General features: G+C 45.3%; 21 protein-coding genes, 4 tRNA genes and 1 other annotated feature. Of the genes, 12 read left to right on the top strand and 13 right to left on the bottom strand.

All coding sequences use genetic code 11. The features are described from left to right. Positions 1 to 1,150: 1,150 nt before the first annotated feature. The 7 genes from M4S28_RS11525 to uvrY form a co-directional block, all read right to left on the bottom strand. Positions 1,151 to 1,226, bottom strand: a tRNA-Gly gene (locus M4S28_RS11525). Positions 1,227 to 1,262: 36 nt separating this feature from the next. Then, positions 1,263 to 1,349, bottom strand: a tRNA-Leu gene (locus M4S28_RS11530). Positions 1,350 to 1,429: 80 nt separating this feature from the next. Then, positions 1,430 to 1,505: transfer RNA gene (locus M4S28_RS11535), tRNA-Gly, on the bottom strand. A gap of 47 nt (positions 1,506 to 1,552) precedes the next feature. Further along, a tRNA-Cys gene (locus tag M4S28_RS11540) sits at positions 1,553 to 1,626 on the bottom strand. A gap of 266 nt (positions 1,627 to 1,892) precedes the next feature. Then, entirely contained in the window at positions 1,893 to 2,450 is a 558-nt protein-coding gene (gene pgsA, locus M4S28_RS11545; protein ID WP_017078221.1) for a CDP-diacylglycerol--glycerol-3-phosphate 3-phosphatidyltransferase, read from the bottom strand. A gap of 46 nt (positions 2,451 to 2,496) precedes the next feature. Next, a complete protein-coding gene (uvrC, locus tag M4S28_RS11550; protein WP_102457352.1) occupies positions 2,497 to 4,329 on the bottom strand; it encodes an excinuclease ABC subunit UvrC in 1,833 nt (610 codons plus the stop codon). Between the two features lie 15 nt (positions 4,330 to 4,344). Beyond that, positions 4,345 to 4,989 (bottom strand): UvrY/SirA/GacA family response regulator transcription factor, encoded by a 645-nt coding sequence (uvrY, locus tag M4S28_RS11555; RefSeq protein WP_017078219.1) that lies wholly within the window; start codon positions 4,987 to 4,989, stop codon positions 4,345 to 4,347. A 426-nt stretch (positions 4,990 to 5,415) separates the two neighbouring features. Between uvrY and M4S28_RS11560 the strand changes: the two genes are divergently transcribed. Beyond that, positions 5,416 to 7,779 carry a DNA polymerase II gene (locus tag M4S28_RS11560; protein ID WP_249631845.1) on the top strand — a complete coding sequence of 788 codons (2,364 nt, stop codon included), beginning with the start codon at positions 5,416 to 5,418 and terminating at the stop codon, positions 7,777 to 7,779. A gap of 121 nt (positions 7,780 to 7,900) precedes the next feature. On the opposite strand, the gene M4S28_RS11565 is transcribed toward M4S28_RS11560, so the two are convergent. Then, positions 7,901 to 8,668: a nucleotidyltransferase domain-containing protein gene (locus M4S28_RS11565; protein WP_065681542.1), complete on the bottom strand. Its 768-nt coding sequence runs from the start codon at positions 8,666 to 8,668 to the stop codon at positions 7,901 to 7,903. A 137-nt stretch (positions 8,669 to 8,805) separates the two neighbouring features. Between M4S28_RS11565 and efpL the strand changes: the two genes are divergently transcribed. The 3 genes from efpL to M4S28_RS11580 all read left to right on the top strand — a co-directional run bounded on the left by efpL (position 8,806) and on the right by M4S28_RS11580 (position 10,296). Beyond that, positions 8,806 to 9,375, top strand: coding sequence for an elongation factor P-like protein EfpL (gene efpL / locus M4S28_RS11570; protein WP_004729781.1), 570 nt, complete (start codon positions 8,806 to 8,808; stop codon positions 9,373 to 9,375). Positions 9,376 to 9,385: 10 nt separating this feature from the next. Next, the gene (locus M4S28_RS11575; protein ID WP_004729782.1) at positions 9,386 to 9,715 is read left to right on the top strand and encodes an HI1450 family dsDNA-mimic protein; all 330 of its coding nucleotides are present in this window, start codon (positions 9,386 to 9,388) and stop codon (positions 9,713 to 9,715) included. An 89-nt stretch (positions 9,716 to 9,804) separates the two neighbouring features. Beyond that, a complete protein-coding gene (locus M4S28_RS11580) occupies positions 9,805 to 10,296 on the top strand; it encodes an RNA methyltransferase (RefSeq protein WP_004729783.1) in 492 nt (163 codons plus the stop codon). Between the two features lie 203 nt (positions 10,297 to 10,499). Here the strand turns inward: M4S28_RS11580 and rluB are convergent, their stop codons facing one another. The 3 genes from rluB to rnm all read right to left on the bottom strand — a co-directional run bounded on the left by rluB (position 10,500) and on the right by rnm (position 13,233). Then, positions 10,500 to 11,528 (bottom strand): 23S rRNA pseudouridine(2605) synthase RluB, encoded by a 1,029-nt coding sequence (gene rluB, locus M4S28_RS11585; RefSeq protein WP_004729784.1) that lies wholly within the window; start codon positions 11,526 to 11,528, stop codon positions 10,500 to 10,502. Positions 11,529 to 11,687: 159 nt separating this feature from the next. After that, on the bottom strand, positions 11,688 to 12,308 hold the full coding sequence (locus tag M4S28_RS11590) for an L-threonylcarbamoyladenylate synthase (protein WP_009848751.1): 621 nt from the start codon (positions 12,306 to 12,308) through the stop codon (positions 11,688 to 11,690). 55 nt (positions 12,309 to 12,363) lie between these two features. Next, positions 12,364 to 13,233, bottom strand: coding sequence for an RNase RNM (gene rnm / locus M4S28_RS11595; RefSeq protein ID WP_249631846.1), 870 nt, complete (start codon positions 13,231 to 13,233; stop codon positions 12,364 to 12,366). A 120-nt stretch (positions 13,234 to 13,353) separates the two neighbouring features. Between rnm and trpL2 the strand changes: the two genes are divergently transcribed. The 7 genes from trpL2 to trpA all read left to right on the top strand — a co-directional run bounded on the left by trpL2 (position 13,354) and on the right by trpA (position 20,489). Continuing rightward, entirely contained in the window at positions 13,354 to 13,479 is a 126-nt protein-coding gene (trpL2, locus tag M4S28_RS11600) for a tryptophan operon leader peptide (protein ID WP_009848753.1), read from the top strand. Continuing rightward, positions 13,426 to 13,540 (top strand) — a sequence feature (Trp leader region). (Overlaps the previous gene by 54 nt.) Before the next feature lie 125 nt (positions 13,541 to 13,665). After that, positions 13,666 to 15,255, top strand: a complete 1,590-nt coding sequence (locus tag M4S28_RS11605; RefSeq protein ID WP_249631847.1) for an anthranilate synthase component 1 — start codon at positions 13,666 to 13,668, stop codon at positions 15,253 to 15,255. A gap of 2 nt (positions 15,256 to 15,257) precedes the next feature. Beyond that, positions 15,258 to 15,884, top strand: coding sequence for an aminodeoxychorismate/anthranilate synthase component II (locus tag M4S28_RS11610; protein WP_017076372.1), 627 nt, complete (start codon positions 15,258 to 15,260; stop codon positions 15,882 to 15,884). 9 nt (positions 15,885 to 15,893) lie between these two features. After that, the gene (gene trpD / locus M4S28_RS11615; RefSeq protein ID WP_249631848.1) at positions 15,894 to 16,889 is read left to right on the top strand and encodes an anthranilate phosphoribosyltransferase; all 996 of its coding nucleotides are present in this window, start codon (positions 15,894 to 15,896) and stop codon (positions 16,887 to 16,889) included. 20 nt (positions 16,890 to 16,909) lie between these two features. Continuing rightward, on the top strand, positions 16,910 to 18,361 hold the full coding sequence (gene trpCF / locus M4S28_RS11620; RefSeq protein ID WP_249631849.1) for a bifunctional indole-3-glycerol-phosphate synthase TrpC/phosphoribosylanthranilate isomerase TrpF: 1,452 nt from the start codon (positions 16,910 to 16,912) through the stop codon (positions 18,359 to 18,361). 131 nt (positions 18,362 to 18,492) lie between these two features. Next, on the top strand, positions 18,493 to 19,683 hold the full coding sequence (gene trpB / locus M4S28_RS11625; RefSeq protein WP_004729801.1) for a tryptophan synthase subunit beta: 1,191 nt from the start codon (positions 18,493 to 18,495) through the stop codon (positions 19,681 to 19,683). Continuing rightward, entirely contained in the window at positions 19,683 to 20,489 is an 807-nt protein-coding gene (gene trpA / locus M4S28_RS11630) for a tryptophan synthase subunit alpha (RefSeq protein WP_017080965.1), read from the top strand. The genes trpB and trpA overlap by 1 nt, the downstream gene beginning before the upstream one ends. A 116-nt stretch (positions 20,490 to 20,605) precedes the next feature. Here trpA and M4S28_RS11635 read toward each other — a convergent pair whose 3' ends face one another. Further along, positions 20,606 to 21,403: a slipin family protein gene (locus tag M4S28_RS11635; RefSeq protein WP_004729804.1), complete on the bottom strand. Its 798-nt coding sequence runs from the start codon at positions 21,401 to 21,403 to the stop codon at positions 20,606 to 20,608. 69 nt (positions 21,404 to 21,472) lie between these two features. Further along, complete coding sequence (locus M4S28_RS11640; RefSeq protein WP_249631850.1) at positions 21,473 to 22,879, bottom strand: NfeD family protein; 1,407 nt, start codon at positions 22,877 to 22,879, stop codon at positions 21,473 to 21,475. Between the two features lie 411 nt (positions 22,880 to 23,290). Between M4S28_RS11640 and M4S28_RS11645 the strand changes: the two genes are divergently transcribed. Then, positions 23,291 to 24,610 (top strand): dicarboxylate/amino acid:cation symporter, encoded by a 1,320-nt coding sequence (locus tag M4S28_RS11645; protein ID WP_318532804.1) that lies wholly within the window; start codon positions 23,291 to 23,293, stop codon positions 24,608 to 24,610. Positions 24,611 to 24,677 lie beyond the last annotated feature (67 nt).

Here is a 24,677-nt window from a genome sequence, read left to right on the forward strand (position 1 = left end):
TTCATAGTGAAACACGCGTATTGTCTAGAAATGAGATAATGAGATATAGCTGTACGCTCGCATAAGTCAAATGACGAATACGAAATTAGGCCGTCTTAGGACAGCAAAAATTAGTTAACGTGAGCTCAAGGTTCAGTAATGCTACTATTTTGAAGAATTGGACATTTGTGCAGTATCGGACAGCTATGAAGAACTGGCCCTTTTGGAAATGCAGAGCTGATTAGCAATGTTGTTATTAGTGTGTTCAATGTTGGGTTTCCCATTAGCATGGCGAATTGCGCCATAAGTATCCCGTCTATCAGCTAAAGGATTAGCCGATACCTACCCTACGTAATGTCCCAATCAGCAAGAATGGTCACTACGCGTATCCCCCAGAAGCAATCACGGCTCTTTTTGAGCATCGCCATTCCGAGATTGCGCGGGAAAGTAACATAAAGTGAAATGAACGATCAATAGTTTTCAATAATAGCTTAGTAAATAGCAGCCGTGATTCAAAAATTGCCGAAAATATCGTCAACTTATTTTTTAGGTAAGGAGATCCTCGGTTCATTCGTTCCTCATGCCCGAGGATGACGACGTGGGTATATAGGCGGTGTTAGTGATGGCTTTGAGGCTGTGGCGCATTCCGTCATTCCCTAGCGTGAAGAATGAGTTCATAGGGAGTCCCTTACAACATGTCGATATATTGCTTTATTCAGAAACTATCTGATGCAATAGATTAAACACTAGTTAGTCAGCAGACGATAAGTAGATCCCCGGGTCGCTCGTTCCTCACGCCCGAGGATGACGACGCGGGTATACAAACGTTGCTAGTGAGGCTTTGAGATCTCAGCACCCTTTCGTCATTCCCTAGCACGAAGAGCGAGTTCATAGGGAGTCTCGCTGTTAACGAGCCTTAAAAGCCAACAAAGTAATAAGATGAGTCAAGCCTCAGAGGCCATTTGAGCACAAACGTCATTCCCTAGCACGAGGAACGAGTTTATAGGGAATCTCGCTTTTAAAAGCTAAGTAATGCAAACGAACTTGATAGCGAAGGTTTTGAGATAGACATGAAATTTGAGTGCGGGTTCGAACAAGAAGAGTACTGACATGTAAAAGCTAAAAGCCAGAAACCAAAAAGCCCGAACATTTCTGTTCGGGCTTTTTAATTTGGAGCGATACATCGGGTTCGAACCGATGACCTCAACCTTGGCAAGGTTGCGCTCTACCAACTGAGCTAGTATCGCATTTGCTACATCCGTTAAGACGTAGACTTTAATAGATGGTGCCCCGGGCCGGACTTGAACCGGCACAGCGCGAACGCCGAGGGATTTTAAATCCCTTGTGTCTACCAATTCCACCACCAGGGCACGCAATTCTTTATTGCGATGCCGATTACTGAAAAGTAAAACACCATCTTAATGCTGACGCCAATCAACATTACAAATTTTGGAGCGATACATCGGGTTCGAACCGATGACCTCAACCTTGGCAAGGTTGCGCTCTACCAACTGAGCTAGTATCGCATTTTCATTACTCTTACCTCTTCTCATTAACTAAGAAAAAGAGATAATGGAGGCGCCTCCCGGAGTCGAACCGAGGTCCACGGATTTGCAATCCGCTGCATAGCCACTCTGCCAAGGCGCCTTAGTAACTCCAATCGAATCGCTTATTGCCATCCTCTTGGGTACGGGATGCATTCTACGGATTCAGAGGATTGAGTCAATATTATTTTTGTATTTTTAATTCGTTTGAATAGATTTCATACGAAACAGGCTAAATAGCTGACTTTGTGTGCAAAGGACTTTGTGGACAGGCCATTCAAAGGCGATCTATATCACATTAGATATCCACTATTGATAACTTAACCTTAGGTTAAAGATCAAAAAAGCGAGCCTCAGCTCGCTTCTTCATCAATGATGTTTTTCGTCTAACAAATCGTCTTTGGCGGCCATCAAGTATTGCGCCATTGACCAGTAAGTAAGAACGGTTGCAACATAGAGCGCAATGTAACCTACCCACACCATCCAGTCGTCGTATCGCCAGATCAGTACCCAAAGAGCGAACATCTGAGAAACGGTTTTGACTTTACCAACCCAAGATACCGCAACGCTTGCACGTTTACCGATTTCAGCCATCCATTCACGAAGCGCTGAGATAATAATTTCACGAGCGATCATGGTAACCGCTGGAATCGTTATCCAAATCGAATGGTAATGCTCAGTCATCAAGATAAGAGCCGTAGCAACCAGCACTTTATCCGCTACAGGGTCAATAAAGGCACCGAAGCGAGACGTTTGCCCGAGTTTACGAGCCAGCATGCCATCTAGCCAGTCAGTAAAACCCGCTACCCAAAACACCATTGCAGCAGCAAAAGGAGCCCATTGGTAAGGTAGGTAAAAAACAACAACGAATACTGGGATCAAAAATAGTCTCAGTAAGGACAAAATGTTAGGTATATTCAAACGCATATTATTGGGCTCTTATTAATTGCGCTTTAATGGTGCGGGATTTTTACTATTGTTTCAATGCTTGATAAATGTTTTCTGCCAAAGAATGACTAATGCCCGGTACTTTGGCTATTTCTTCGACAGTTGCACGCTTAAGTTCTTGTAAGCCACCCATATATTTCAGCAAAGATTGACGGCGCTTAGGCCCTACCCCTTCAATTCCTTCAAGCGCACTGGTTCTACGCGTTTTACCACGTTTTGCTCTATGCCCTGCAATCGCATGATTATGGCTTTCATCACGAATATGTTGGATAAGGTGCAGTGCTGGCGCATCACTTGGTAAATTAAACTCTTCACCTTCAAGGGTCACCAAGGTTTCCAAACCGGGTTTACGTGTTACCCCTTTCGCAATACCCATCATTCTTGGTCGAAACGGCCAATCATCCCAATATTTGGAAATGATCTCATGGGCACGATTCAACTGACCTTTACCGCCATCGATAAAAATGATGTCTGGGATCTTGTCGACATCGAGTTGTTTTGAATAGCGTCTCTCAAGCGCCTGAGCCATTGCAGCGTAGTCATCACCACCGGTAATACCTGTGATGTTGTAACGACGGTATTCCGGTTTAACTGGCCCTTCTTGATTGAAGACCACGCAAGATGCAATCGTACTTTCACCCATGGTGTGACTGATATCGAAACATTCCATGCGTTTGATAACGTCCATCGACAGCACTTCTTGAAGCTCCTTAAAGCGCTGATTGATCGTCATCTTGTGATTAATCTTGGTGGTAATGGCTGTTAATGCATTGGTGTTAGACAGTTTAAGGTAGCGACCACGAGTTCCAGAAGGATTGGTATTGAAGTGGATCTTACGACCCGCAACTTCACACAAGGCTTCTTGAATCGGTGTGACATCGTCCATCAAATCAGCATTAAGGATGAGACGAGTTGGGATGGTTCTCGCTTCATTATGTGCAAGATAGTATTGGCTTAAAAAGCTCGAAAAGACTTCCTCTCGCACCGTATTGTTTGGAATTTTCGGGAAATGGCTTCTACTGCCTAAAACCTTTCCTTGGCGAATCATCAAGATGTGAATACAAGCCACGCCATTTTCTTGAGCAAAACCTAACACGTCCATATCTTCCATTGAGTCGTCAGATACGTACTGTTGCTCTTGCACGCGTCGAATCGCTTGGATCTGGTCACGGAAAGCAGCAGCTTGCTCAAAGCGAAGCTCTTGGCTTGCCTTGTCCATTTTGTCGATGAGTGTCTCAAGAACTAGCTTGTCTTTCCCCTGCAGGAATAAACGAACGTAGTCGATAAGTTCACTGTACTCTTCATCAGAGATGATTGAGCTAACACATGGCGCAGCGCAACGACCAATCTGATACATCAAACACGGGCGCGTTCTGTTGGCATAAACCGTATCTTCACACTGACGAGCAGGAAAGATTTTCTGTATTAGGTGCAACGTCTCACGCACAGCGCCGGAATCAGGATAAGGACCAAAGTACTCTCCCTTTTTCTTCTTAGCACCACGATGCATCGACAAACGAGGATGTTTGTGACCGCTAATAAAAATATAGGGATACGACTTATCATCGCGCAGAAGTACGTTGTATTTCGGTAAGTACTGCTTGATGTAGTTGTGCTCAAGGATAAGAGCTTCTGTTTCTGTATGCGTTACAGTGACATCGATTTTGTCGATATTGCTGACTAAAGCGCGCGTTTTTTCACTGTCGACTTTTTTACGGAAATAACTGGAAAGGCGTTTTTTGAGGTTCTTTGCTTTACCGACGTAGATAACAACAGCCTCGGCGTTATACATACGATAAACGCCGGGCTGTTCTGTTACTGTCTTGAGAAATGACACTGAGTCAAACAAGTTGGTCACTATACGATCTCAGTGTTAAAGGGTCTCAGTGTCTAACATTCCATGTCTAATCGCTAAATGCGTCAGCTCTACATCGCCACTGATATCCAATTTGCTGAACAAACGGTAGCGGTAACTGTTGACTGTTTTAGGACTTAGATTGAGTTGTTCTGAAATATCCGTCACTTTCTGACCTTTGGTAATCATCATCATGATTTGAAGTTCACGCTCAGATAAGTCTGCGAATGGATTTTCAGACGCAGGCGAGAATTGGCTCAAAGCCATCTGCTGCGCAATTTCTGGTGAAATGTATCGTTGGCCACTATTAACCACTCGAATTGCATTTACCATTTCATCCGGACCTGCCCCTTTAGTAAGGTAACCAGCAGCTCCGGCTTGCATCACTTTAGTTGGAAACGGATTTTCCGTATGAACAGTTAAAACGATGATTTTAACATCAGGGTTGAAACGCAAGATTTTCTTGGTTGCTTCTAAGCCACCAATACCAGGCATATTCATATCCATCAAAATAACGTCAGTATTATTACTACGACACCATTTTGCAGCATCTTCACCGCTTTCAGCTTCCCCTGCTACGTTCATTCCACGGACGTCTTCAATAATACGTCGTATCCCTGTGCGAACCAGCTCGTGATCATCTACAAGGAAAACATTTATCAAACTTGTATCTCCACACTATTAATTGGCTCTGCAACCACTGTGTCATTTCATCTGTTTGAAACAATTGAACAAAGGAACAGTGGATCGCAGCATTGAGTACATCTTAACTTAATTACTAAAAAAAAGCTCTGTTGAATATGTGCTGAAACACGAACTTTAGCAAGTACTTATTAACAAATAAGCTAACTAAAACAACAAGCTTTTTCTAAAAATCAACCAGTTAAAACAACACCCAATAAAATTACACAAGATAAAGATATTTTCAATACCATTGAATAGCCATTCACGACAATTTCACTTATTTGCTTATGGAGTCCCGTTATTTGCCTCTGTTAACTAGAATTTAGTTAGTATTTTGGTTGCCTGTTGTGCGCAGAGAGCCGCTAGATGGTAGTATTCGATTCCCCATTTCAATAGGTTACTACATTGGATATTCAGCAAGGCTTTGTACTCACAAGACAAGCGAGAGACTTTTCAGGGCGTACCCAAATTGATTTGTGGTTAAGCTCCCCTCAAGGCCCAACTCTGCTGACGATTCAAAATGAAAAACCTGTATTTTTTGTCGCTCAATCTGATGTTGAAGAATGTCAGGCAATCGCAGCGAAAGAGTCGATTGATTGCCAATTCAAGTCCCTAGAACTCGCCACATTCGATCAAACCTCTCTCGCCGCATGTTATACATCACTGGCGAGAAGTAGCTTTGGTTTAGCACAAGCCTTTCACAGCGAAGAAATTCAGACCTTTGAAAGCGATATTCGACTCGCCGATCGATATCTTATGGAACGCTTTATCAAAGGCAGCATTGAGTTCACTGGGACTGCCGTGAAAAAAAGTCAGCATCTTAGAGTTTCCAATGCAAAATGCAGAGCGGGCGATTACTTACCCAGTTTATCTGTGGTTTCACTTGATATTGAATGCTCAGAAAAAGGCGTGCTTTATTCTATTGGCTTAGACAGTCCGATGGACAGCCGAGTCATCATGGTCGGTGAACCACAAAAGGCTGACACAAACGTCCAATGGGTTCCTAATGAGAAAGCTCTACTCGAGGCGATGATTAGATGGTTTTCTGAATTTGATCCCGACATCATCATCGGTTGGAATGTCATTGATTTCGATTTTAGGCTGCTGCACAAACGTTCAGAATGGAACGAAGTGAAGCTCAGCATCGGTAGAGACAATCAACCAAGCTTTTTCCGTAGTTCTGCACAAAACCAGCAAGGCTTTATCACGATCCCAGGCCGCGTTGTGCTGGATGGCATCGACATGCTCAAGACAGCGACCTACCACTTCCGCTCTTGGTCTCTTGAATCGGTATCTCAAGAGCTACTCGGCGAAGGCAAAGACATCCATAACGTTCACGACCGCATGGATGAGATAAACCGGATGTTTAAGTTCGATAAGCCTTCGCTCGCCAAGTACAACCTTCAAGACTGCGTGCTAGTAAATCGCATCTTCGAACACACTCACCTACTCGACTTCGCGATTGAGCGCTCTCGATTAACCGGTGTCGAGCTGGATCGCGTTGGCGGCTCTGTCGCTGCTTTTACTAACTTATACATGCCTCAGATACACCGAGCGGGTTACGTCGCGCCTAATTTAGAGCCCGAGAACTGGATCGCTAGCCCCGGTGGCTATGTGATGGATTCGATTCCCAACCTTTATGACTCGGTGTTGGTCCTCGATTTTAAGAGCCTTTACCCATCGATAATTCGCTCTTTCTTGATTGACCCGATGGGGTTAATTGAAGGACTAAAGTTAGAGTTAGGCTCTGAGGAAGACCAAGCGGTGGCAGGGTTTCGTGGCGGTCAGTTCCACCGCTCTAAGCACTTTCTACCAGAGATGATCGAAAACCTGTGGGCAGCACGTGACGTTGCAAAGAAGAACAACGAAAAAGCGTTCTCTCAAGCGATTAAGATCATCATGAACTCCTTCTATGGTGTGCTTGGCTCTTCTGGCTGTCGCTTCTTCGATACCCGTTTGGCCTCATCGATCACCATGCGTGGGCATGAGATCATGAAGCAAACCAAGGTTCTAATCGAGGATAAAGGTTATCAAGTAATTTACGGAGATACCGATTCAACCTTCGTATCGCTAAACGGCAGTTACGATCAACAAAAAGCAGACGAGATCGGGAACGCACTGGTCGCTTACATCAACGATTGGTGGACGAATCACTTAAAAGAAACCTACAACCTAACCTCAATACTCGAACTGGAATACGAAACTCACTATCGCAAGTTTCTAATGCCAACCATTAGAGGTTCAGAAACCGGCTCGAAGAAACGCTATGCAGGCTTGATCAATCAAGGCGACCAAGAGAAGATCATCTTTAAAGGGCTTGAAAGTGCGCGAACCGACTGGACACCTCTCGCTCAGCAATTCCAACAAACCCTGTATGAGATGGTGTTTCACGACCAAGATCCAACGGACTATGTCAGACAGTTTGTCGATGAAACCGCTGCTGGTAAACACGATGATTTACTGGTGTACCAAAAGCGTTTGCGCCGCAAACTACACGAGTATCAAAAAAACATTCCGCCACAGGTTCGCGCAGCTCGTATGGCCGATGAGATCAATGCCAAGCTAGGTCGCCCGCTGCAATACCAAAACAAAGGGCGTATTGAATATTTGATTACTCTGAGTGGCCCTGAGCCAAAGGAGTACTTGAAGAGTGGTATCGATTATCAACATTACATCGACAAACAAATCAAACCGGTAGCAGAGGCTATCTTGCCCTTCATCGGTTTAGATTTTGAACGAGTCAGCGGACAACAGTTAGGCCTGTTCTAGACCTATTCTATTTTCGATACGATCTTCAAACTCGAGATAAGCTTAAAACGAAAAAAGCAGAGAAGTGCTGTGTTACTCAGCCCGCTCTGCTTTTTAGTATTCATTGGGAGGTTACGAATCTCTATCCGATTCGAAACTCAGTTTTCTGATACTGCTTAACCAGCCACTCGCCAAAGCCATCAAGAATCCCTATCACCGAACGTTTAGGAATCGGTCTACCAGAAAGTAAAATACCTAACCTTTGGATTTCGACGTCTTTATCTGGGTGATACTTCAAGAACTGTTGACCACACTCTATTGGGTCATCGAACCAATATTTGTCACGATACATCACCAAAGAGTAACTGGCTCGCAGAAGCTTCTTGGCAATAATCATCTGCGCGCCTACTTGTTGTTCTGGCGTTGTTGCTCGGGCGATCTTATTGCGATACACCGCTAACCAGTTTTCCGCATCCATATTCCAGTGCTTAGCGATTTCCCAACTTGTTTCAAAATCACCATAACAATCCGATAAATCTTCACCATGCACGCACACAGCTAAATGCTTGAGCATAAAGCCCCACGTGAATATGTTGTCGAAATCAACGATCTCGCTCACCAAGGTAGTTTTAATCGCCACTTGAGTGACCTGCGGGAAGCTCTTTTGAAAACGCCATTTGATGGTATTCAGCAGCGTGGTTCGTTGATCTGGGAAAGGACGATGGGTAACCACAACCACATCTAGATTCGAGCGACCGACGACGGCTTGTTTGCGTGCCACACTGCCATAAACATAGACACTGTGCAGATTGGATCCTAACCCACCTTTTAAAAAGGTAATCAGATCGTTAACCACAGGTTGGAATTCAGGTTGAAATGGCTGTGTTGGGTCAATAACAGGTAGCTGCATAGGTCGTTTCGGTAAATAAAATAATGATTTAACTGTCTCTCTATGATCGCTTAGGTGACTTTATGATTCAAGCTATTCCTATTTATAGCGTCTACGAGATATAATCACCGGATAGACCCAATAAGGACAAACACAAAATGCCTAGAGCAAGTGAGATTAAAAAAGGTTTTGCGATCAACGTTGATGGCAAAACAGTACTAGTAAAAGATATCGAAGTGACAACACCAGGTGGCCGTGGCGGTCAAAAGATTTACCGCTTCCGTGGTCACGATGTAGCGACTGGCGTTAAAACAGAAGTTCGCCACAAGGCTGACGAAATCGTTGAAACTATCGACGTAACTAAGCGTGCAGTGATGTTCTCTTACGTTGACGGCAACGAGTACATCTTCATGGATAACGAAGATTACTCACAGTTCATCTTCAACGGTGAAATGATCGAAGACGAACTACTGTTCATCAACGAAGAAACTCAAGGCATGTACGCGATTCTTATCGACGGTACTGCAGCAACGCTTGAACTACCAACTTCAGTTGAGCTAGTGATCGAAGAAACAGACCCTTCAATCAAAGGTGCATCTGCTTCAGCTCGTACTAAGCCAGCTCGTCTGTCTACAGGCCTTACTGTTCAAGTTCCTGAGTACATTGCAACTGGCGACAAAGTTGTTGTGAACACAGCTGAACGTAAATACATGAACCGCGCAAGCTAAGATATTTATTATGACCGAAGCTAACGACCTAATGTCTTACGACGACGCAATTGACACTGCATACGACATCTTTCTAGAGATGGCTCCTGATAACCTTGAACCAGCAGACGTGATCCTATTCACGGCTCAGTTTGAAGATCGTGGCGCTGCAGAGCTTGTTGAAACTGGTGACGATTGGGTTGAACATGTTGGCTTTGAAGTCGACAAAGAGATCTACGCTGAAGTACGCATTGGTCTTGTAAATGAAGCTGATGATGTCTTAGATGACGTATTCGCTCGTCTGCTGATCAGCCGTGACCCTGAACACAAGTTCTGTCACATCTTGTGGAAACGCGACTAGGCTCTTCTTAAATCAGCTCAGAGTACTGAGCTGATTTTCTTACGACTTCATAGCCTCATCACTTTACCAAACTGCAACTCTACAAAATTATGACCAAAGCAAAGACAGATACACTATCCAAAGGCTATGCCTGTGTTGGATTAGTAAACCCCAAAACACCTGAAAATGTTGGCTCAGTAATGCGAGCGGCTGGTTGCTACGGAGCAAACTCTGTATTTTATACTGGCACCCGTTATGACCACGCTCGACAGTTTCATACCGACACCAAAGAAAAGCACCTTGAGCTACCATTAATTGGTGTTGAAGACCTGAAAGACATTATTCCAGTTGGCTGCGTACCAATCGCGGTTGATTTGATAGAAGGCGCTAAGCCTCTGCCTGATTATAAGCACCCACCTCGTGCTTTTTATATCTTCGGCCCTGAAGATGGGACTCTGAAAAAAGAGATCACGGACTTCTGTCGTGAAACTATCTATGTTCCGACTAATGGCTGCATGAACCTTGCTGCTGCGGTCAATGTCATTCTATATGACCGCATGGCGAAGGGTGACAACTTCTCAAATCATTTGAAAGTGACCTAAAACCAATCGTAGTCCATAGCTAGTCACCCTAGCTAGTGAAGCACTTCTACCTGGTTAATCGTTTCTACTTGGTAAGCACTTCCACATGATTTGAACTGCGCCATATTCAAGACGAAAAAAACCTGCTAAGTTAGCAGGTTTTTTAGTATTCGAAACGTTGGATTAAGCTTTAAGCTTAAGAACTGTAGCAACTACTGGTGTAATTACTTACGTGATCTTGGCTTAGCCGGTTTAGCCGGGCGTCCGTTGTTCAGTTTAGGCTTTTTGGTAGCCTGAGGTTTGCCATTGGTCGCTGGAGCACTACGGCCTGAATCAGGTGTTGTAGTACCGCGAGTTGCAGGCTTCTTACGTTTAGTCTGGTTGCTACGGCCTTTAGGAGCATTTGCACGCTCTTCGTGACGCTTAACAGCACGACGAATTTTTTGACTACGAGAACGCTCACGCTTACGAGAAGTGTTTGCAGGATCAAGATCCAACAGTGTCTCTTTTTCTGGCTGAAGTTCAACAAGCTCACGCAAGTAGTTTACTTCTTGAAGATCTAGCTCTTTCCAACCGCCACGAGGCAGTTTCTTATCAAGGTAGATATCACCGTAACGTACACGTTTCAGACGGCTTACTGTTGTTTCTTGTGATTCCCAAAGACGACGAACCTCACGGTTACGACCTTCGTTAATCGCTACGTAGAAAGTATGGTTCATACCTTCACCGCCAGCGTAAACCACGTCTTCGAAACGAGCCATACCATCTTCAAGTTGAACGCCACGAGTCACGTTCTTAACTTTTTGCTCAGTCACTTCACCAAACACACGTACTAGGTACTCACGCTCAACCTGACGGCTTGGGTGCATTAGGCGGTTTGCAAGTTCACCATCAGTAGTGAAAAGCAAAAGACCCGATGTGTTTGCATCAAGACGGCCAACTGAAATCCAACGAGAACCACGGATCTTAGGTAGACGATCGAAAACAGTGCGGCGACCTTCAGGATCATGACGAGTACAAAGCTCACCTTCAGGTTTGTAGTAAGCAAGTACACGACAAACCACTTCTTCAGAGGCTTTGCCTGTAATAGTGTGGCCATCGATACGGATCACTGAGTTCTCGTCTTCAAGACGCTCACCCAATTTCGCAACTTGACCGTTAACACTTACACGACCAGATTTAATTAAACCTTCTAGTTCACGACGAGAACCGTGACCAGCTCGCGCTAAAACCTTCTGTAATTTTTCGCTCATTTACTCTTTTCTACCTAATTGTCGTCTTCACAGACGTCGAATGAATTTTTCGCGACCAAATCGCGGTCGCGTATTATCGCAAATAATCTGCCAAAAAGCACTTGTTATTTACTCTGGCAGGTTTGCTGTTTCGTTACAGACTGTTAATCAGTAACGCTATTATTCAAACGGCGCTGGATCGCCGGCACCACGACGTAAAACAACGGCATCATCGTCACTGAAGTCAATAACCGTAGTCGGTTGCTCACCTAGATAGCCGCCATTCAAAATGACATCAACCGCATGCTCTAGGCTGTCGCGAATTTCTTCTGGATCCGATTCAGTTGTCTCGTTACCCGGAAGAATCAGAGACGTCGACATCAATGGCTCGCCCATCGCTTCCAACAGGTCAAGTGCAATCTTGTTGTCTGGGACACGAATACCAATCGTTTTACGTTTCGCGTTCATCAAACGCTTCGGTACTTCTTTGGTTGCTTTGAAGATAAACGTGTAAGCACCGGGCGTGTGCGCCTTAAGTAAACGGAAAGCCACGTTATCAACTCGTGCATACAGTGACAACTCCGAAAGATCACGGCATAACAACGTGAAATTGTGCTTATCATCGATTCGACGAATTTTACAGATGCGTTCAAGTGCTTGTTTGTTTTCAAGCTGACAGCCCAGCGCATAACCGGAATCTGTTGGATAAACCACAACGCCGCCATTGCGAATAATCGCAACCGCTTGAGTAATTAAGCGCGCTTGTGGGTTATCTGGGTGTACATAAAAAAACTGGCTCATTGTTGATCCTCGTTATCGAATCTCTCGACTCTATCATCAGAAGGAGCTGGTTCACCTAAATACTGTCATCGGTATCAGTTGGTGAAACCGTTTGAAACTCCCAATCTTTCCATACTTCTTCGACCCCAGAAGGTAGCCAGAGATTACGTCCAAGTTCCATCCACGGAGATGGGTAATGGAAGTCACTGCCTTGGGAGGCTAATAGTTTGTATTGTATAGCATAATCCGCAAGTGTGCGTCTTTCTTGTTGCGCTTGCTGAGGCTGAGCGACTTCCATAGCGTCACCATTTGCTTCAACAAATGCAGCGAGAAGGCGTTTAACCCACTTGGCGGTAAGGCCATATCGCGCAGGGTGTGCAAGCACCGCTTGACCACCAGCAGCATGAATAGCCGTGACAGCATCACTCATTGAACACCACGTTGGCGGCACATAACCTGGGTTATTGCGAGTCAGAAACTTTTTAAACACCTGCTGCATGGTTTTTGCGTAGCCGTTATCGACTAACCACTTAGCAAAGTGAGCACGAGTGATAGGCGCATCACCAGCTATCAATTTAACTTCTTCTAGCAACCCTTCACGAGTCGCTTTCTCAAGACGTTGAGCAATCATCTCTGCACGCCCAACACGGTGTTGCTTCTGTTGTTCAATTAACGCTTTTAGCTCTGGTGACTCCGGATCAACATTTAACCCAACAATATGGATATCTTTGTTTTGCCAAACGGTCGAAATCTCAATGCCGTTGATCAACTGGATAGGAAGGTTGTTATCAGCAATATAGCTGCGTGCTTCAGCAAGCCCATCAGTCGTATCATGATCTGTAATCGCTAACGCTTCGATGTTAAAGCCTAGCGCTCGGTCAATCAGTTCAGGTGGAGTAAGTCGGCCATCTGAGGCTGTTGTATGACTATGTAGATCAATTCTCATATATTCTTTTTCATTGTTTTCAATTTTTATCGTTATATTTGTGTCAACGCACTTGACCTGCAAGCGCAAAACTAGTTAACTAGTACACAAATACGAAGTATCACATTTGATAGGTTCACCATGTTACAAGAATTTAACCAAAACCATAAAGATAAAGTTTTAGAACTTTCTTCAGTAGAAGCAAGTTCAGAGCTTAATTGGTGGCGCACTTGGACAAGTTCTTGGTGGGCTAACGTGTACTTCTAGTTAAACAGTTTGTTTATAAAAAAGTTATCACTAAGCCCGCTTTAATAGCGGGCTTTTTAATTTGTCGAACATCTCACATTCAACTGACTAACAAATCATCGAATTGACCATATTCTAGATTGGGTGAAAGGTATCTTTATGCGACTATGTACGGCAGGAAATTTAAAGAATCATAAAGGAGGTCTTGTGAACAAGGCCATTGAAATCAAAAAGCTGGGAACCATTGAGGTCATCAATTCTTTAGTTCCTTACTCGCAAGATCCAACCAGCGTTTTTCATACTTTGTGTGAAAACAAAACAGACAGTCTGTTGTTGGAATCTGCTGAGATTGAATCTAAACAGAACCTGACAAGCCTACTCCTTATCGACTCTGCTGTTCGCATCGTATGTCGCGGACATGAAGTAACCTTCCAAGCATTGACTGAAAATGGTCAAGCGCTTATCGAACATCTCACTCAAAACGTTAAAGCAGAAATTGAATCTGACCTTACCGATAACGTTTTGACGCTGACTTTTGTCGAGCCAAGCAACGAATTAGATGAAGATTCACGTTTAAGAGAAGCTTCTTCATTCGATGCACTGCGTTTGGTTCAACACAGCTTTGAGCAAGACGCGGATAACAAGCACGCGTTATTCATGGCGGGCCTATTCGCTTACGACATCGTGGCGAACTTTGAACCGCTAGGTGATGCTGAAGCGACTAACAACTGCCCTGACTTTGTTTTCTACGTTGCGGAAACACTATTGCGTTTCGATCACCAAGAGAACGAAGGTCTGCTTCACGCCAGCTTATTCACTCAAGATGAAAACATCAGAACACAATTAACTGAGCGTCTAGCTGATATTCAAACACAATGTCAGTCATTGAAAGCCATCACAGAAGTAACGCCGCTCGACAATGTTGACGCTGTACCAAGCGTTTCAGATGAAGACTTCTGCCAAACGGTTCGTGACTTAAAAGAGTACGTAGTTAAAGGCGATGTATTCCAAGTGGTACCTTCACGCCGCTTCACGCTGCCTTGCCCTGCTCCACTGGCGGCTTATAAAGAACTCAAACAAAGTAACCCAAGCCCTTACATGTTCTACATGCAAGACGAGCTATTTACTCTGTTCGGTGCTTCTCCAGAAAGCGCGCTGAAATACGAAACCGAAACCAACCAAATCGAGATCTACCCAATTGCTGGCACTCGTCGTCGTGGTAAGCGCCCGAATGGCCAAATCGATTTCGACCTAGACAGCCGTATTGAACTTGAACTGCGTACCGACAAGAAAGAAAACGCCGAGCACATGATGCTTGTCGATCTAGCGCGTAACGACGTGGCACGAATTGCGGAAGCTGGCACTCGCCACGTAGCAGACTTATTGAAAGTTGATCGCTACAGCCATGTAATGCACTTGGTTTCTCGTGTTGTTGGTCAGCTCCGTGAAGACTTAGATGCACTGCACGCTTACCAGGCTTGTATGAACATGGGAACGCTAACGGGCGCACCAAAAATCCGCGCAATGCAGCTTATCCGTGACGTAGAAAAAACACGTCGTGGTAGCTACGGTGGTGCAGTTGGTTACCTAACCGGTGAAGGCACGTTAGATACGTGTATCGTGATTCGTTCTGCTTACGTTGAAGATGGCGTAGCACAAGTACAAGCGGGCGCGGGCGTGGTGTTCGACTCAGACCCACAAGCAGAAGCAGATGAAACTCGCGGCAAAGCACAAGCGGTTATCTCAGCGATTCAAGCAGCTCATACTAAGAACCTAACAAATAAGAAGGAGTCGTAATCATGGCTGATATTGTATTCATCGATAACTTCGACTCGTTCACTTACAACCTTGTAGACCAATTTCGTTCATTAGGTCACAGCGTAAAAATTTACCGTAACAACATCTCGGCAAAAGTAGTTGAAGCGGCGATCAACGAACTAGACAACCCTGTTGCACTGCTTTCACCAGGCCCTGGCGCTCCAGCGGATGCGGGCTGCATGCCTGAGCTAATTCAGCTGCTAAAAGGCAAAGTGCCAATGATTGGTATTTGCTTAGGCCACCAAGCGATTGTTGAAGCCTACGGCGGCACCGTTGCAGGCGCTGGCGAAATCATTCATGGTAAGGTGTCGATGATGGAACACCAAAACCATGCGACTTACCAAGGCTTACCTTCGCCGCTGGCTATCGCTCGCTACCACTCTTTAGTGGCAACGCATGTATCCGATAGCCTAACGGTGACCGCTGAAGTCGATGATTTGGTAATGTCTGTAGTTCAAGAACAAGACAAGGTTTGTGGATTCCAATTCCATCCTGAATCGATTATGACGACCTACGGTGCAACGCTTCTAGCGAACGCTATCGAATGGGCTCTTGAGAAACCTCTTCATCTAGAGAAAAGCTCTACTCTTGATAAAAAGACTAACTAGGAAACGATCATGGAACAGATTAATAAACTTTACGAACAACAGTCTCTTACTCAAGAAGAAAGCCAACAACTGTTTGATGTGATCATCAAGGGCGAACTAGACCAAATTTTGATGGCTTCTGCGCTTACTGCATTGAAAATCAAAGGCGAAACGCCAGATGAAATTGCAGGCGCAGCGAAAGCACTGCTTGCCAATGCAAACCCGTTCCCACGTCCTGATTACGATTTTGCAGACATCGTAGGTACAGGTGGTGACGGTCATGACACCATCAACATTTCTACAACTTCTGCATTTGTAGCAGCAGCGTGTGGTTTAAAAATAGCTAAGCACGGCAACCGCAGCGTATCGAGCAAATCAGGCTCTTCTGACTTACTGGATTCGTACGGTATTAACCTAGCGATGACAGCAGAAGACACTCGTACTGCAGTCGACGAGCTTGGCGTAGCATTCCTATTTGCTCCGCAATATCACGGTGGTGTACGTCACGCGATGCCTGTTCGTCAGATGATGAAAACGCGCACCATCTTCAACATTCTTGGCCCACTGATTAACCCTGCTCGTCCTAACATCGAATTAATGGGTGTTTACAGCAAAGAGCTAGTACGCCCTATCGCGGAAACCATGCTGCAAATGGGCATGAAGCGTGCTGCCGTTGTGCACGGTAGCGGCCTTGATGAAGTGGCGATTCATGGCGAAACTATCGTTGCTGAAATTAAAGATGGCAAAATTCACGAGTACACAGTGACACCGTCAGACTTTGGCCTGAACACTCACCCTCTTGAAGCAATCAAGGGCGGCGAGCCAGAAGAGAACAAAGCCATCACAACCGATATCCTGACGGGTAAAGGCACAGATGCTCAAGTGGGCGCTGTGGCAGTCAACGTTGCTCTGCTGATGCGTCTATTTGGTCACGAAGATCTAAAAGCCAACGCACAGCAAGCAATTGACGCGATGAACTCTGGCAAAGCGTACGAGCTTGTACAAAAGCTTGCTGCACACGCCTAATGAACGACGAGACAAAGAACATGACACAGACTACCGATAAATTGTCGACCCACGTTTCAGTCAAAGAAGCTGAAATGGCGGAAGTATTAGCAAAAATCGTTCGTGATAAATACCAATGGGTTGAAGCGCGTAAGCAGACCCAACCATTGGACGAGTTTAAAGCAGCGTTAACCGCAACTGACCGCAGCTTTTATGATGCTCTGAGCGGCGAACAAACCGTTTTCATCACTGAATGTAAGAAGGCATCTCCGTCAAAAGGTTTGATCCGTGACGAGTTTGATTTGGACTACATTGCATCGGTGTACAACAACCACGCCAACGCAATTTCAGTACTGACAGACGAGAAGTACTTCCAAGGTGACTTTGAGTTTTTACCAAAGGTTCGCAGCATTGCTAAGCAACCTATTCTTTGTAAAGACTTCATGGTTGATACCTACCAAGTTTACTTAGCTCGTCATTACTCAGCTGATGCTATCTTGTTGATGCTATCGGTATTGAATGACGAAGAGTACCAAGCGCTTGCTGAAGTCGCTCACTCGCTAAACATGGGTGTACTTACCGAAGTCAGCAACGAAGAGGAGCTTCATCGCGCTGTCGCTTTAAAAGCAAAAGTGATCGGTATTAATAACCGTAACCTGCGTGACCTTTCGACTGATTTGAACCGTACTAAAGAGTTGGCTCCGCTGATTCGCGAACTGGCTCCAAACGCAGTCGTGATTTCAGAGTCTGGCATCTACACACATCAACAAGTTCGTGACCTTTCAACGTTTGCAGACGGCTTCCTAATCGGCAGCTCTCTGATGGCTGAAAAGAACCTTGAACTTGCAGTGCGTAAAGTGACGCTCGGTGAAAACAAGGTGTGTGGTTTAACTCACTCTGACGATGCCGCGAAAGCGTATCAAGCAGGTGCAGTATTCGGTGGTTTGATTTTCGTTGAAGCGTCTAAGCGTCATGTGGATATCGAGGCAGCTCGTTTAACCATGAGCGGCGCACCTTTGAACTACGTGGGTGTGTTCCAAAATCATAGTGTTGCTGACGTTGCTAACACAGTTTCTGAACTCGGTCTGTTTGCGGTGCAACTACACGGTGATGAGTCTCAAGCATTTGTCGATGAACTAAAACAATCTCTACCTGAACACGTTGAGATTTGGAAAGCTTACGGTGTTGCTTCTGGTGCTGAAAACGGTGCTAAAAGCGCGCTACCAGAATTACTGAAAAGCAACGTGACTCGTCACCTGCTAGATACTAAAGTAGGTTCTCAAACGGGTGGTACAGGTCAAGCGTTCGATTGGAGCCTAATCAACAACCAAAGCGCAATCATGTTGGCGGGTGGCCTAAACCCAGACAATGCTAACCAAGCAGCGAAACTAGGCTGCTTAGGGCTAGACCTAAACTCAGGCGTTGAATCAGCTCCAGGTAAAAAAGACGCAGACAAACTGCAACGCGCTTTTGCAGCGATTCGTAATTACTAGTCCAAGCTCGGCGCTAGAAATTAGAAAGCAGAAACTAAAAACATATTTGTGAGCTTTGCCTTTTGCGAAGCTCAAGCAAGATTAAATGACTTGGTGTGAATACACATCGATAGAATTGAAGGAATAACACAATGGCTAAACTCGATGCCTACTTTGGTGAATACGGTGGTCAATACGTACCGCAGATCCTAGTGCCAGCACTAGACCAACTGGAACAAGCATTTATCGATGCACAAGCAGATCCTGAGTTCCGCAGTGAATTCATGACGCTTCTTCAAGAGTACGCAGGTCGTCCAACGGCACTAACGCTAACGCGTAACCTGACTAAAGGTACAAAAACCAAACTGTACCTAAAGCGTGAAGATCTCCTTCACGGTGGTGCTCACAAGACAAACCAAGTTCTTGGTCAAGCATTGCTAGCAAAACGTATGGGTAAACAGGAAATCATCGCTGAAACTGGCGCAGGCCAACATGGTGTTGCAACGGCTCTAGCTTGTGCTCTATTGGGCCTTAAGTGTCGTGTTTACATGGGTGCAAAAGACGTTGAACGTCAAAGCCCGAACGTGTTCCGTATGAAGCTAATGGGCGCAGAGGTTATCCCTGTTCATTCTGGCTCTTCAACGCTAAAAGATGCATGTAACGAAGCACTACGTGACTGGTCTGCAACTTATGAAGACGCGCACTACCTATTGGGTACTGCGGCTGGCCCTCACCCATTCCCAACGATTGTTCGTGATTTCCAACGCATGATTGGTGAAGAAACGAAGCACCAAATCTTAGCTCGTGAAGGTCGCCTTCCAGATGCGGTTATCGCTTGTGTCGGCGGTGGTTCAAACGCTATCGGTATGTTCGCTGACTTCATTGAAGAAGAGTCTGTTCGCCTGATCGGTGTAGAGCCTGCTGGTAAAGGTATTGATACCGACCAACACGGCGCGCCACTTAAGCACGGTAAAACCGGTATCTTCTTCGGTATGAAAGCACCACTGATGCAAGATGAGAACGGCCAAGTAGAAGAGTCTTACTCTGTTTCTGCTGGTCTAGATTTCCCATCAGTTGGTCCTCAACACGCGCACCTAAATGCTATTGGCCGTGCTGAATACGACAACGTAACCGACGATGAAGCGCTAGAAGCGTTCCAATTGATTGCACGCAAAGAAGGTATTATCGCAGCACTAGAGTCATCTCATGCTGTGGCTCACGCGGTAAAAATGGCTCACGACGACCCAGAGAAAGAACAGCTATTAGTGGTTAACTTATCTGGTCGTGGTGACAAAGACATTTTCTCTGTACACGACATTCTTAAAGAGAAAGGAGCATTATAATGGATCGCTATCAATCACTCTTCACTCGCTTAGCTGAAAAGAATCAGGGCGCATTTGTACCATTCGTAACGGTTGGCGATCCTAACCCTGAGCAATCACTTAAGATCATGGAAACGCTAGTTGAAGCGGGCGCTGACGCACTTGAGCTTGGTATCCCATTCTCAGATCCGCTTGCAGATGGCCCGACAATCCAAGGCGCAAACATTCGCGCGTTAGATTCAAAAGTAACGCCAGATGTGTGCTTCGATCTTATCGGTCAAATTCGTGCTAAATACCCAGAGCTACCAATCGGCCTACTGATGTACGCAAACTTGGTTTACGCACGTGGTATAGAAAATTTTTACGAACGCTGCGCAAAAGCAGGTATCGATTCAGTATTGATTGCTGATGTACCAACTAACGAGAGTGGCGAGTTTGTTGCTGCAGCTAAGAAGTTTGGTGTTCACCCAATCTTTATTGCTCCACCAACAGCAAGCGATGAAACACTTCAATCAGTTTCTGAGCTAGGTGGCGGCTACACTTACCTACTTTCTCGCTCAGGCGTAACTGGCGCAGAAACAAAAGCAAACATGCCAGTAACGGCACTGCTTGATCGCTTGAACAAGTTCGATGCGCCACCAGCACTGCTTGGTTTCGGTATCTCTGCTCCTGAACAAGTGAAAGAAGCGATTGTAGCTGGCGCTGCAGGTGCTATCTCTGGCTCAGCGGTTGTGAAAATCATTGAAAACAACGTTGAACAACCAGAAGCAATGCTTAAAGCACTTGCGGAGTTTGTTACGCCAATGAAAGCGGCTACGCAGAAATAATCGACGGTCATTAAATAGACGCTCGTAATCAATGGTCATTAAATAGAACCAGCGATTCAAATACTAAAAGGCTCCACAACTGTGGAGCCTTTTTTATTGCTCTTCATTTGAGCCAATCACTCATCGGCTTTCATCGCTTTCTTAATCGCTGCCTCATTGAGCGTCGCTTTGATCGGGTCGGTTATCTTCTCGACCAGATCGATGGGCATTGGGAATATGATTGTGGAAGTTCGCTCATTGGCTACTTCTGTTAGTGTTTGCATATATCGCAATTGAATGGCGTTGGGCGCTTGATTAAGAACCTCTGCAGCCTCTTTCAGCTTGGTTGATGCTTCTAGTTCCCCTGTTGCATGGATCACCTTAGCTCGACGTGAACGTTCCGCCTCGGCTTGCTTAGCAAGGGCTCGTACCATACTGTCATCAAGATCCACATGCTTGATCTCGACATTGGCAATCTTGATCCCCCAGTTATCGGTGTGTTGATCCAGTATCGCTTGCAAGTCTCTATTGAGCTCTTCTCGCTCAGACAGCAATTCATCCAACTCATGCTGTCCTAATACTGAACGCAACGTTGTTTGCGAAAGTTGACTGGTTGCTTCGAGGTAGTTCTCTACGTTATTGATCGCCATCTTCGGATCCAGCACTCGAAAATAGACCACGGCATTCACCTTCACTGACACGTTATCGCGTGTGATCAAATCTTGCGTCGGCACGTCCAACACGATAGTTCGTAGATCCACTCGCACAATTTGTTGGATGAAAGGAATGATGATAATTAACCCCGGCCCTTTAACACCGTAAAAGCGCCCAAGGAAAAACACCACTGCACGTTCATATTCGCGCAGCACTCTGAACATGCTGGCTATCAACAAGATAACGAGCACAATGACAATACCTATAGTGTGTATAAACATAACCGCCCCCTAATGGTAACGATGGCTAAGCAATTAATAATTCAATAACGTTTGTTCTAGCATGCCGCACTAGCTAGATTTCGATGATGTATCATCGGGCAGCGCCTCAACATCCAAAGATAGCCCCGTCAGCTTGGTCACTCTGATGATCTGCCCCACTTGCAATTCACTCGCACATTTGGCTTGCCAGATCTCACCTTCGACTAGCACATGCCCCGCACCGGGGAAGCCGCTTACCACTTTGCCCGTGTCACCGACTACCGCTTCCATCCCCGTAGTCACTGGTTTGTTTCTCACTCGGACTAGCATTGATATTGTTACGACGATAAAGGCAACAGAGAACAAACTGATCCCGATAATTAGTGGCAATGCGATTTGATAACCCGGCACTTCGGTATCCATCAACATGATCGAACCGAGCGTAAACGCAGCGACGCCGCCCAAACCGAAGATGCCAAAACTGGGGCTAAAGGCCTCTGCGACCATCAAAGCAATTCCCAATAGGATTAAAGCAAGGCCCGCGTAACTCACAGGCAGCATTTGTAAGGAGTACATCGCTAATAACAGACAGATACCGCCCAAAACACCCGGTAGCCCGACGCCAGGATTATAAAACTCCAGCAACAAACCGTAGATACCAATCAGCATCAAAATATATGCAACGTTCGGGTTCGTGATCACTGACAGCAAACTAAAGCGCCAGTCTTGTTCCCGCTCGATAAAAACCACCTCATTTAGCTGAACTTCCTGACTGACACCGTTGATGGTGACGGTGCGCCCGTTACTCAGTTCAACCAATTGCTGAAGGTCGCTGGCAATAAAATCAATCACGTTAAGTGTGAGTGCGTTCTCTGAGTCTAAACTCGCCGCTTCTCTTACCGCTTTTTCTGCCCATTCTTCATTGCGATTGTGTAGCTTAGCCAAACTGACAATGTAAGCCGCAGCATCATTGATGACTTTCTTTTCCATCGCAGTGGTGGCTTTTACTTGGTCTGAGTTCTCTTGTTTTGTTTCGTCTTGCTCACTCGTTGACGTGTTGTCATCTTTATTGGCGTCGTCTTGAGGAGATAACGGATTAGCAGGCGCTTTGCCCCCACCGAGCGACACAGGGGTTGCTGCACCTAGATTAGTTCCGGGCGCCATAGAAGCGATGTGACTAGCAAGTAAAATATAGGTTCCCGCACTCGCCGCACGTGAGCCTGCGGGCCCAACCCAAGTTGCTATCGGAATCGGTGACGTGGTGATGGATCGAATAATGTCACGCATCGACGAATCTAACCCGCCAGGCGTGTTCATTTTCAAAATGATGAGCTTTGCTTGCTCATCGTGAGCTTGTTCTATTTCTCTAGTGAGGTAGTCACTGGTCGCCGGACCTATCCCTCCGTTCACCTCAATCACCCAAACATCATCGGCCTGAGCGAACACAGAGCTGAACAACAGAAGAAACACAAACAAGTACTTTAATATAAAAGTCATAGCCCCTCTCCTTACAACTGAGATGCTAGATAGACGTTTTATTTAAAGCGTAGAGGTAACATCTTGGTAATAAATAGATACCTTAAGCATAGTTCAGGCTAAATTTCACACAACACGTACCTGTGGATTCACCCCAACATAAACGTTCAAAAAACACTCGCGAATGAAATCAAAATGTTAATGGAACGTTTTTCAACACCAACGCTTGCAAATCATTCACAAAACCTCCAGTGAAAAAGCTTTTATAAATTCAACAAATAACATCGCTATAAAAAACCAAGGCAAACGATTGCATTATTGTGCAAAATCAACAAATGACATTAGACCACCTGTTTTTCAGAGACTTTCACCTCTGCTCATATTGATAAATGTAAAGGATACGTGTAAAACTCGTCGCGAAATATTAATCCAATGGTACATCGTACATTGGTGAGTAGTTCTGGGATTTTTATATTTAGTAGCACAGAGGTTATGGAAGTGTTAAAAGAAAAGAGTTTACTAAGCAACATCGGCATTCAAGTCGTTATTGCAATGATCATCGGTACTGTAGTCGGTGCGATGATGGGTGACAGCGCAACTATGTTCGCTCCACTGGGTGCTATCTTCATCAATTTGATCAAGATGCTGGTTATTCCTCTAGTCGCGGTTGCCCTAATTTCAGGTGCTGCAGGTCTAGGTAATAGCTCATCGGCTGGTAAAGTCGGTGTAACAACACTGGGTTACTTTGCACTAACGTCTGCACTTGCTGTAGCACTAGCGCTTGTAATGGGTGAAGTGTTCGAACCCGGTCGTGGTATCGATGTTTCTGGCGTTGAAGGTATGTTCTCTTCAGAATACGCTGCGAAAGGCGAACTTCCAACGTTCTGGGCAACCATCACTGGCATGATCCCTACCAACGTTTTCCAATCACTGAATGAAGCAAACATTCTGCAAATTCTCGTTTTCTGCTTATTCTTTGGTATTGCGATTTCTAAACAAGCAAAAGAGAAACGTGACCCTATCATCAACGGTGTAAATGCTATCGTTGACGCTATGGTATGGATGATCAACAAAGTTATGATCATTGCACCACTTGGCGTATTCGGCCTAATGGCTGAAGCAGTAGGTACGTTTGGTTTTGGCGCGCTTATGGTCGTGTTCAAGCTGTTCATTGTTTACATCGCTGCGATTCTTATCTTCGGCTTTGTTGCTTACCCACTGATGATTCAAATCTTCACTAAGACTTCAGCTAAGAAGTTCCTAGTGGCAATGAAGAAGCCTCAAGCGGTTGCACTATCAACAGCATCTTCAATGGCGACACTACCAGTAACAATGGAAACGGTAGAGAAAGAACTTGGCGTTCGCAACTCTACGGCTTCATTCGTTCTGCCTCTTGGTGCGACGATCAACATGTCTGGTAACGCAATTTACTACGGCCTAGTTGCTATCTTCTTTGCACAGCTGTTCAACATCGACCTGTCTATGGGCGCTTACGTTGCTATCATCGTAACCTCTACGCTAGGCGCAGTTGGTCAAGCTGGTGTTCCAGGTCCTTCTTTCCTAGTGGTTGCCGTTCTTCTAGCAGCTGGTATCCCTATCGAAGGTCTACCTCTGTTGTTCGCTCTAGACCGTATCTTCGACATGATTCGTACTGCTCTTAACATCACTGGTGATGCAGCATGTGCAGTAATCGTTGATTCTCTAATCAAAGACGAAGAACAAGAAGCTGAGCTACAAAAACAGCAAGCGTAATATTAAGCTTCAGTTTTGATTGATAAATAAAAACCGCCTTCATGAGGCGGTTTTTAATTAGGTAATG

Origin of the sequence: Vibrio sp. J383 (genome assembly GCF_023503985.1) — a bacterium.
In the GTDB taxonomy this organism is placed as follows: Bacteria; Pseudomonadota; Gammaproteobacteria; order Enterobacterales; family Vibrionaceae; genus Vibrio; species Vibrio splendidus.

Bases quoted from the DNA above. Each gene is read 5' to 3' on its own strand.
- trpL2 (WP_009848753.1), top strand. From the start codon at position 13,354: ATGTTACAAGAATTTAACCAAAACCATAAAGATAAAGTTTTAGAACTT.
- rluB (WP_004729784.1), bottom strand. From the start codon at position 11,528: ATGAGCGAAAAATTACAGAAGGTTTTAGCGCGAGCTGGTCACGGTTCT.
- rnm (WP_249631846.1), bottom strand. From the start codon at position 13,233: ATGAGAATTGATCTACATAGTCATACAACAGCCTCAGATGGCCGACTT.
- pgsA (WP_017078221.1), bottom strand. From the start codon at position 2,450: ATGCGTTTGAATATACCTAACATTTTGTCCTTACTGAGACTATTTTTG.
- trpA (WP_017080965.1), top strand. From the start codon at position 19,683: ATGGATCGCTATCAATCACTCTTCACTCGCTTAGCTGAAAAGAATCAG.
- M4S28_RS11565 (WP_065681542.1), bottom strand. From the start codon at position 8,668: ATGCAGCTACCTGTTATTGACCCAACACAGCCATTTCAACCTGAATTC.
- trpCF (WP_249631849.1), top strand. From the start codon at position 16,910: ATGACACAGACTACCGATAAATTGTCGACCCACGTTTCAGTCAAAGAA.
- M4S28_RS11640 (WP_249631850.1), bottom strand. From the start codon at position 22,879: ATGACTTTTATATTAAAGTACTTGTTTGTGTTTCTTCTGTTGTTCAGC.
- M4S28_RS11645 (WP_318532804.1), top strand. From the start codon at position 23,291: ATGGTACATCGTACATTGGTGAGTAGTTCTGGGATTTTTATATTTAGT.
- M4S28_RS11580 (WP_004729783.1), top strand. From the start codon at position 9,805: ATGACCAAAGCAAAGACAGATACACTATCCAAAGGCTATGCCTGTGTT.
- M4S28_RS11575 (WP_004729782.1), top strand. From the start codon at position 9,386: ATGACCGAAGCTAACGACCTAATGTCTTACGACGACGCAATTGACACT.
- trpD (WP_249631848.1), top strand. From the start codon at position 15,894: ATGGAACAGATTAATAAACTTTACGAACAACAGTCTCTTACTCAAGAA.
- M4S28_RS11610 (WP_017076372.1), top strand. From the start codon at position 15,258: ATGGCTGATATTGTATTCATCGATAACTTCGACTCGTTCACTTACAAC.
- efpL (WP_004729781.1), top strand. From the start codon at position 8,806: ATGCCTAGAGCAAGTGAGATTAAAAAAGGTTTTGCGATCAACGTTGAT.
- trpB (WP_004729801.1), top strand. From the start codon at position 18,493: ATGGCTAAACTCGATGCCTACTTTGGTGAATACGGTGGTCAATACGTA.
- M4S28_RS11635 (WP_004729804.1), bottom strand. From the start codon at position 21,403: ATGTTTATACACACTATAGGTATTGTCATTGTGCTCGTTATCTTGTTG.
- M4S28_RS11590 (WP_009848751.1), bottom strand. From the start codon at position 12,308: ATGAGCCAGTTTTTTTATGTACACCCAGATAACCCACAAGCGCGCTTA.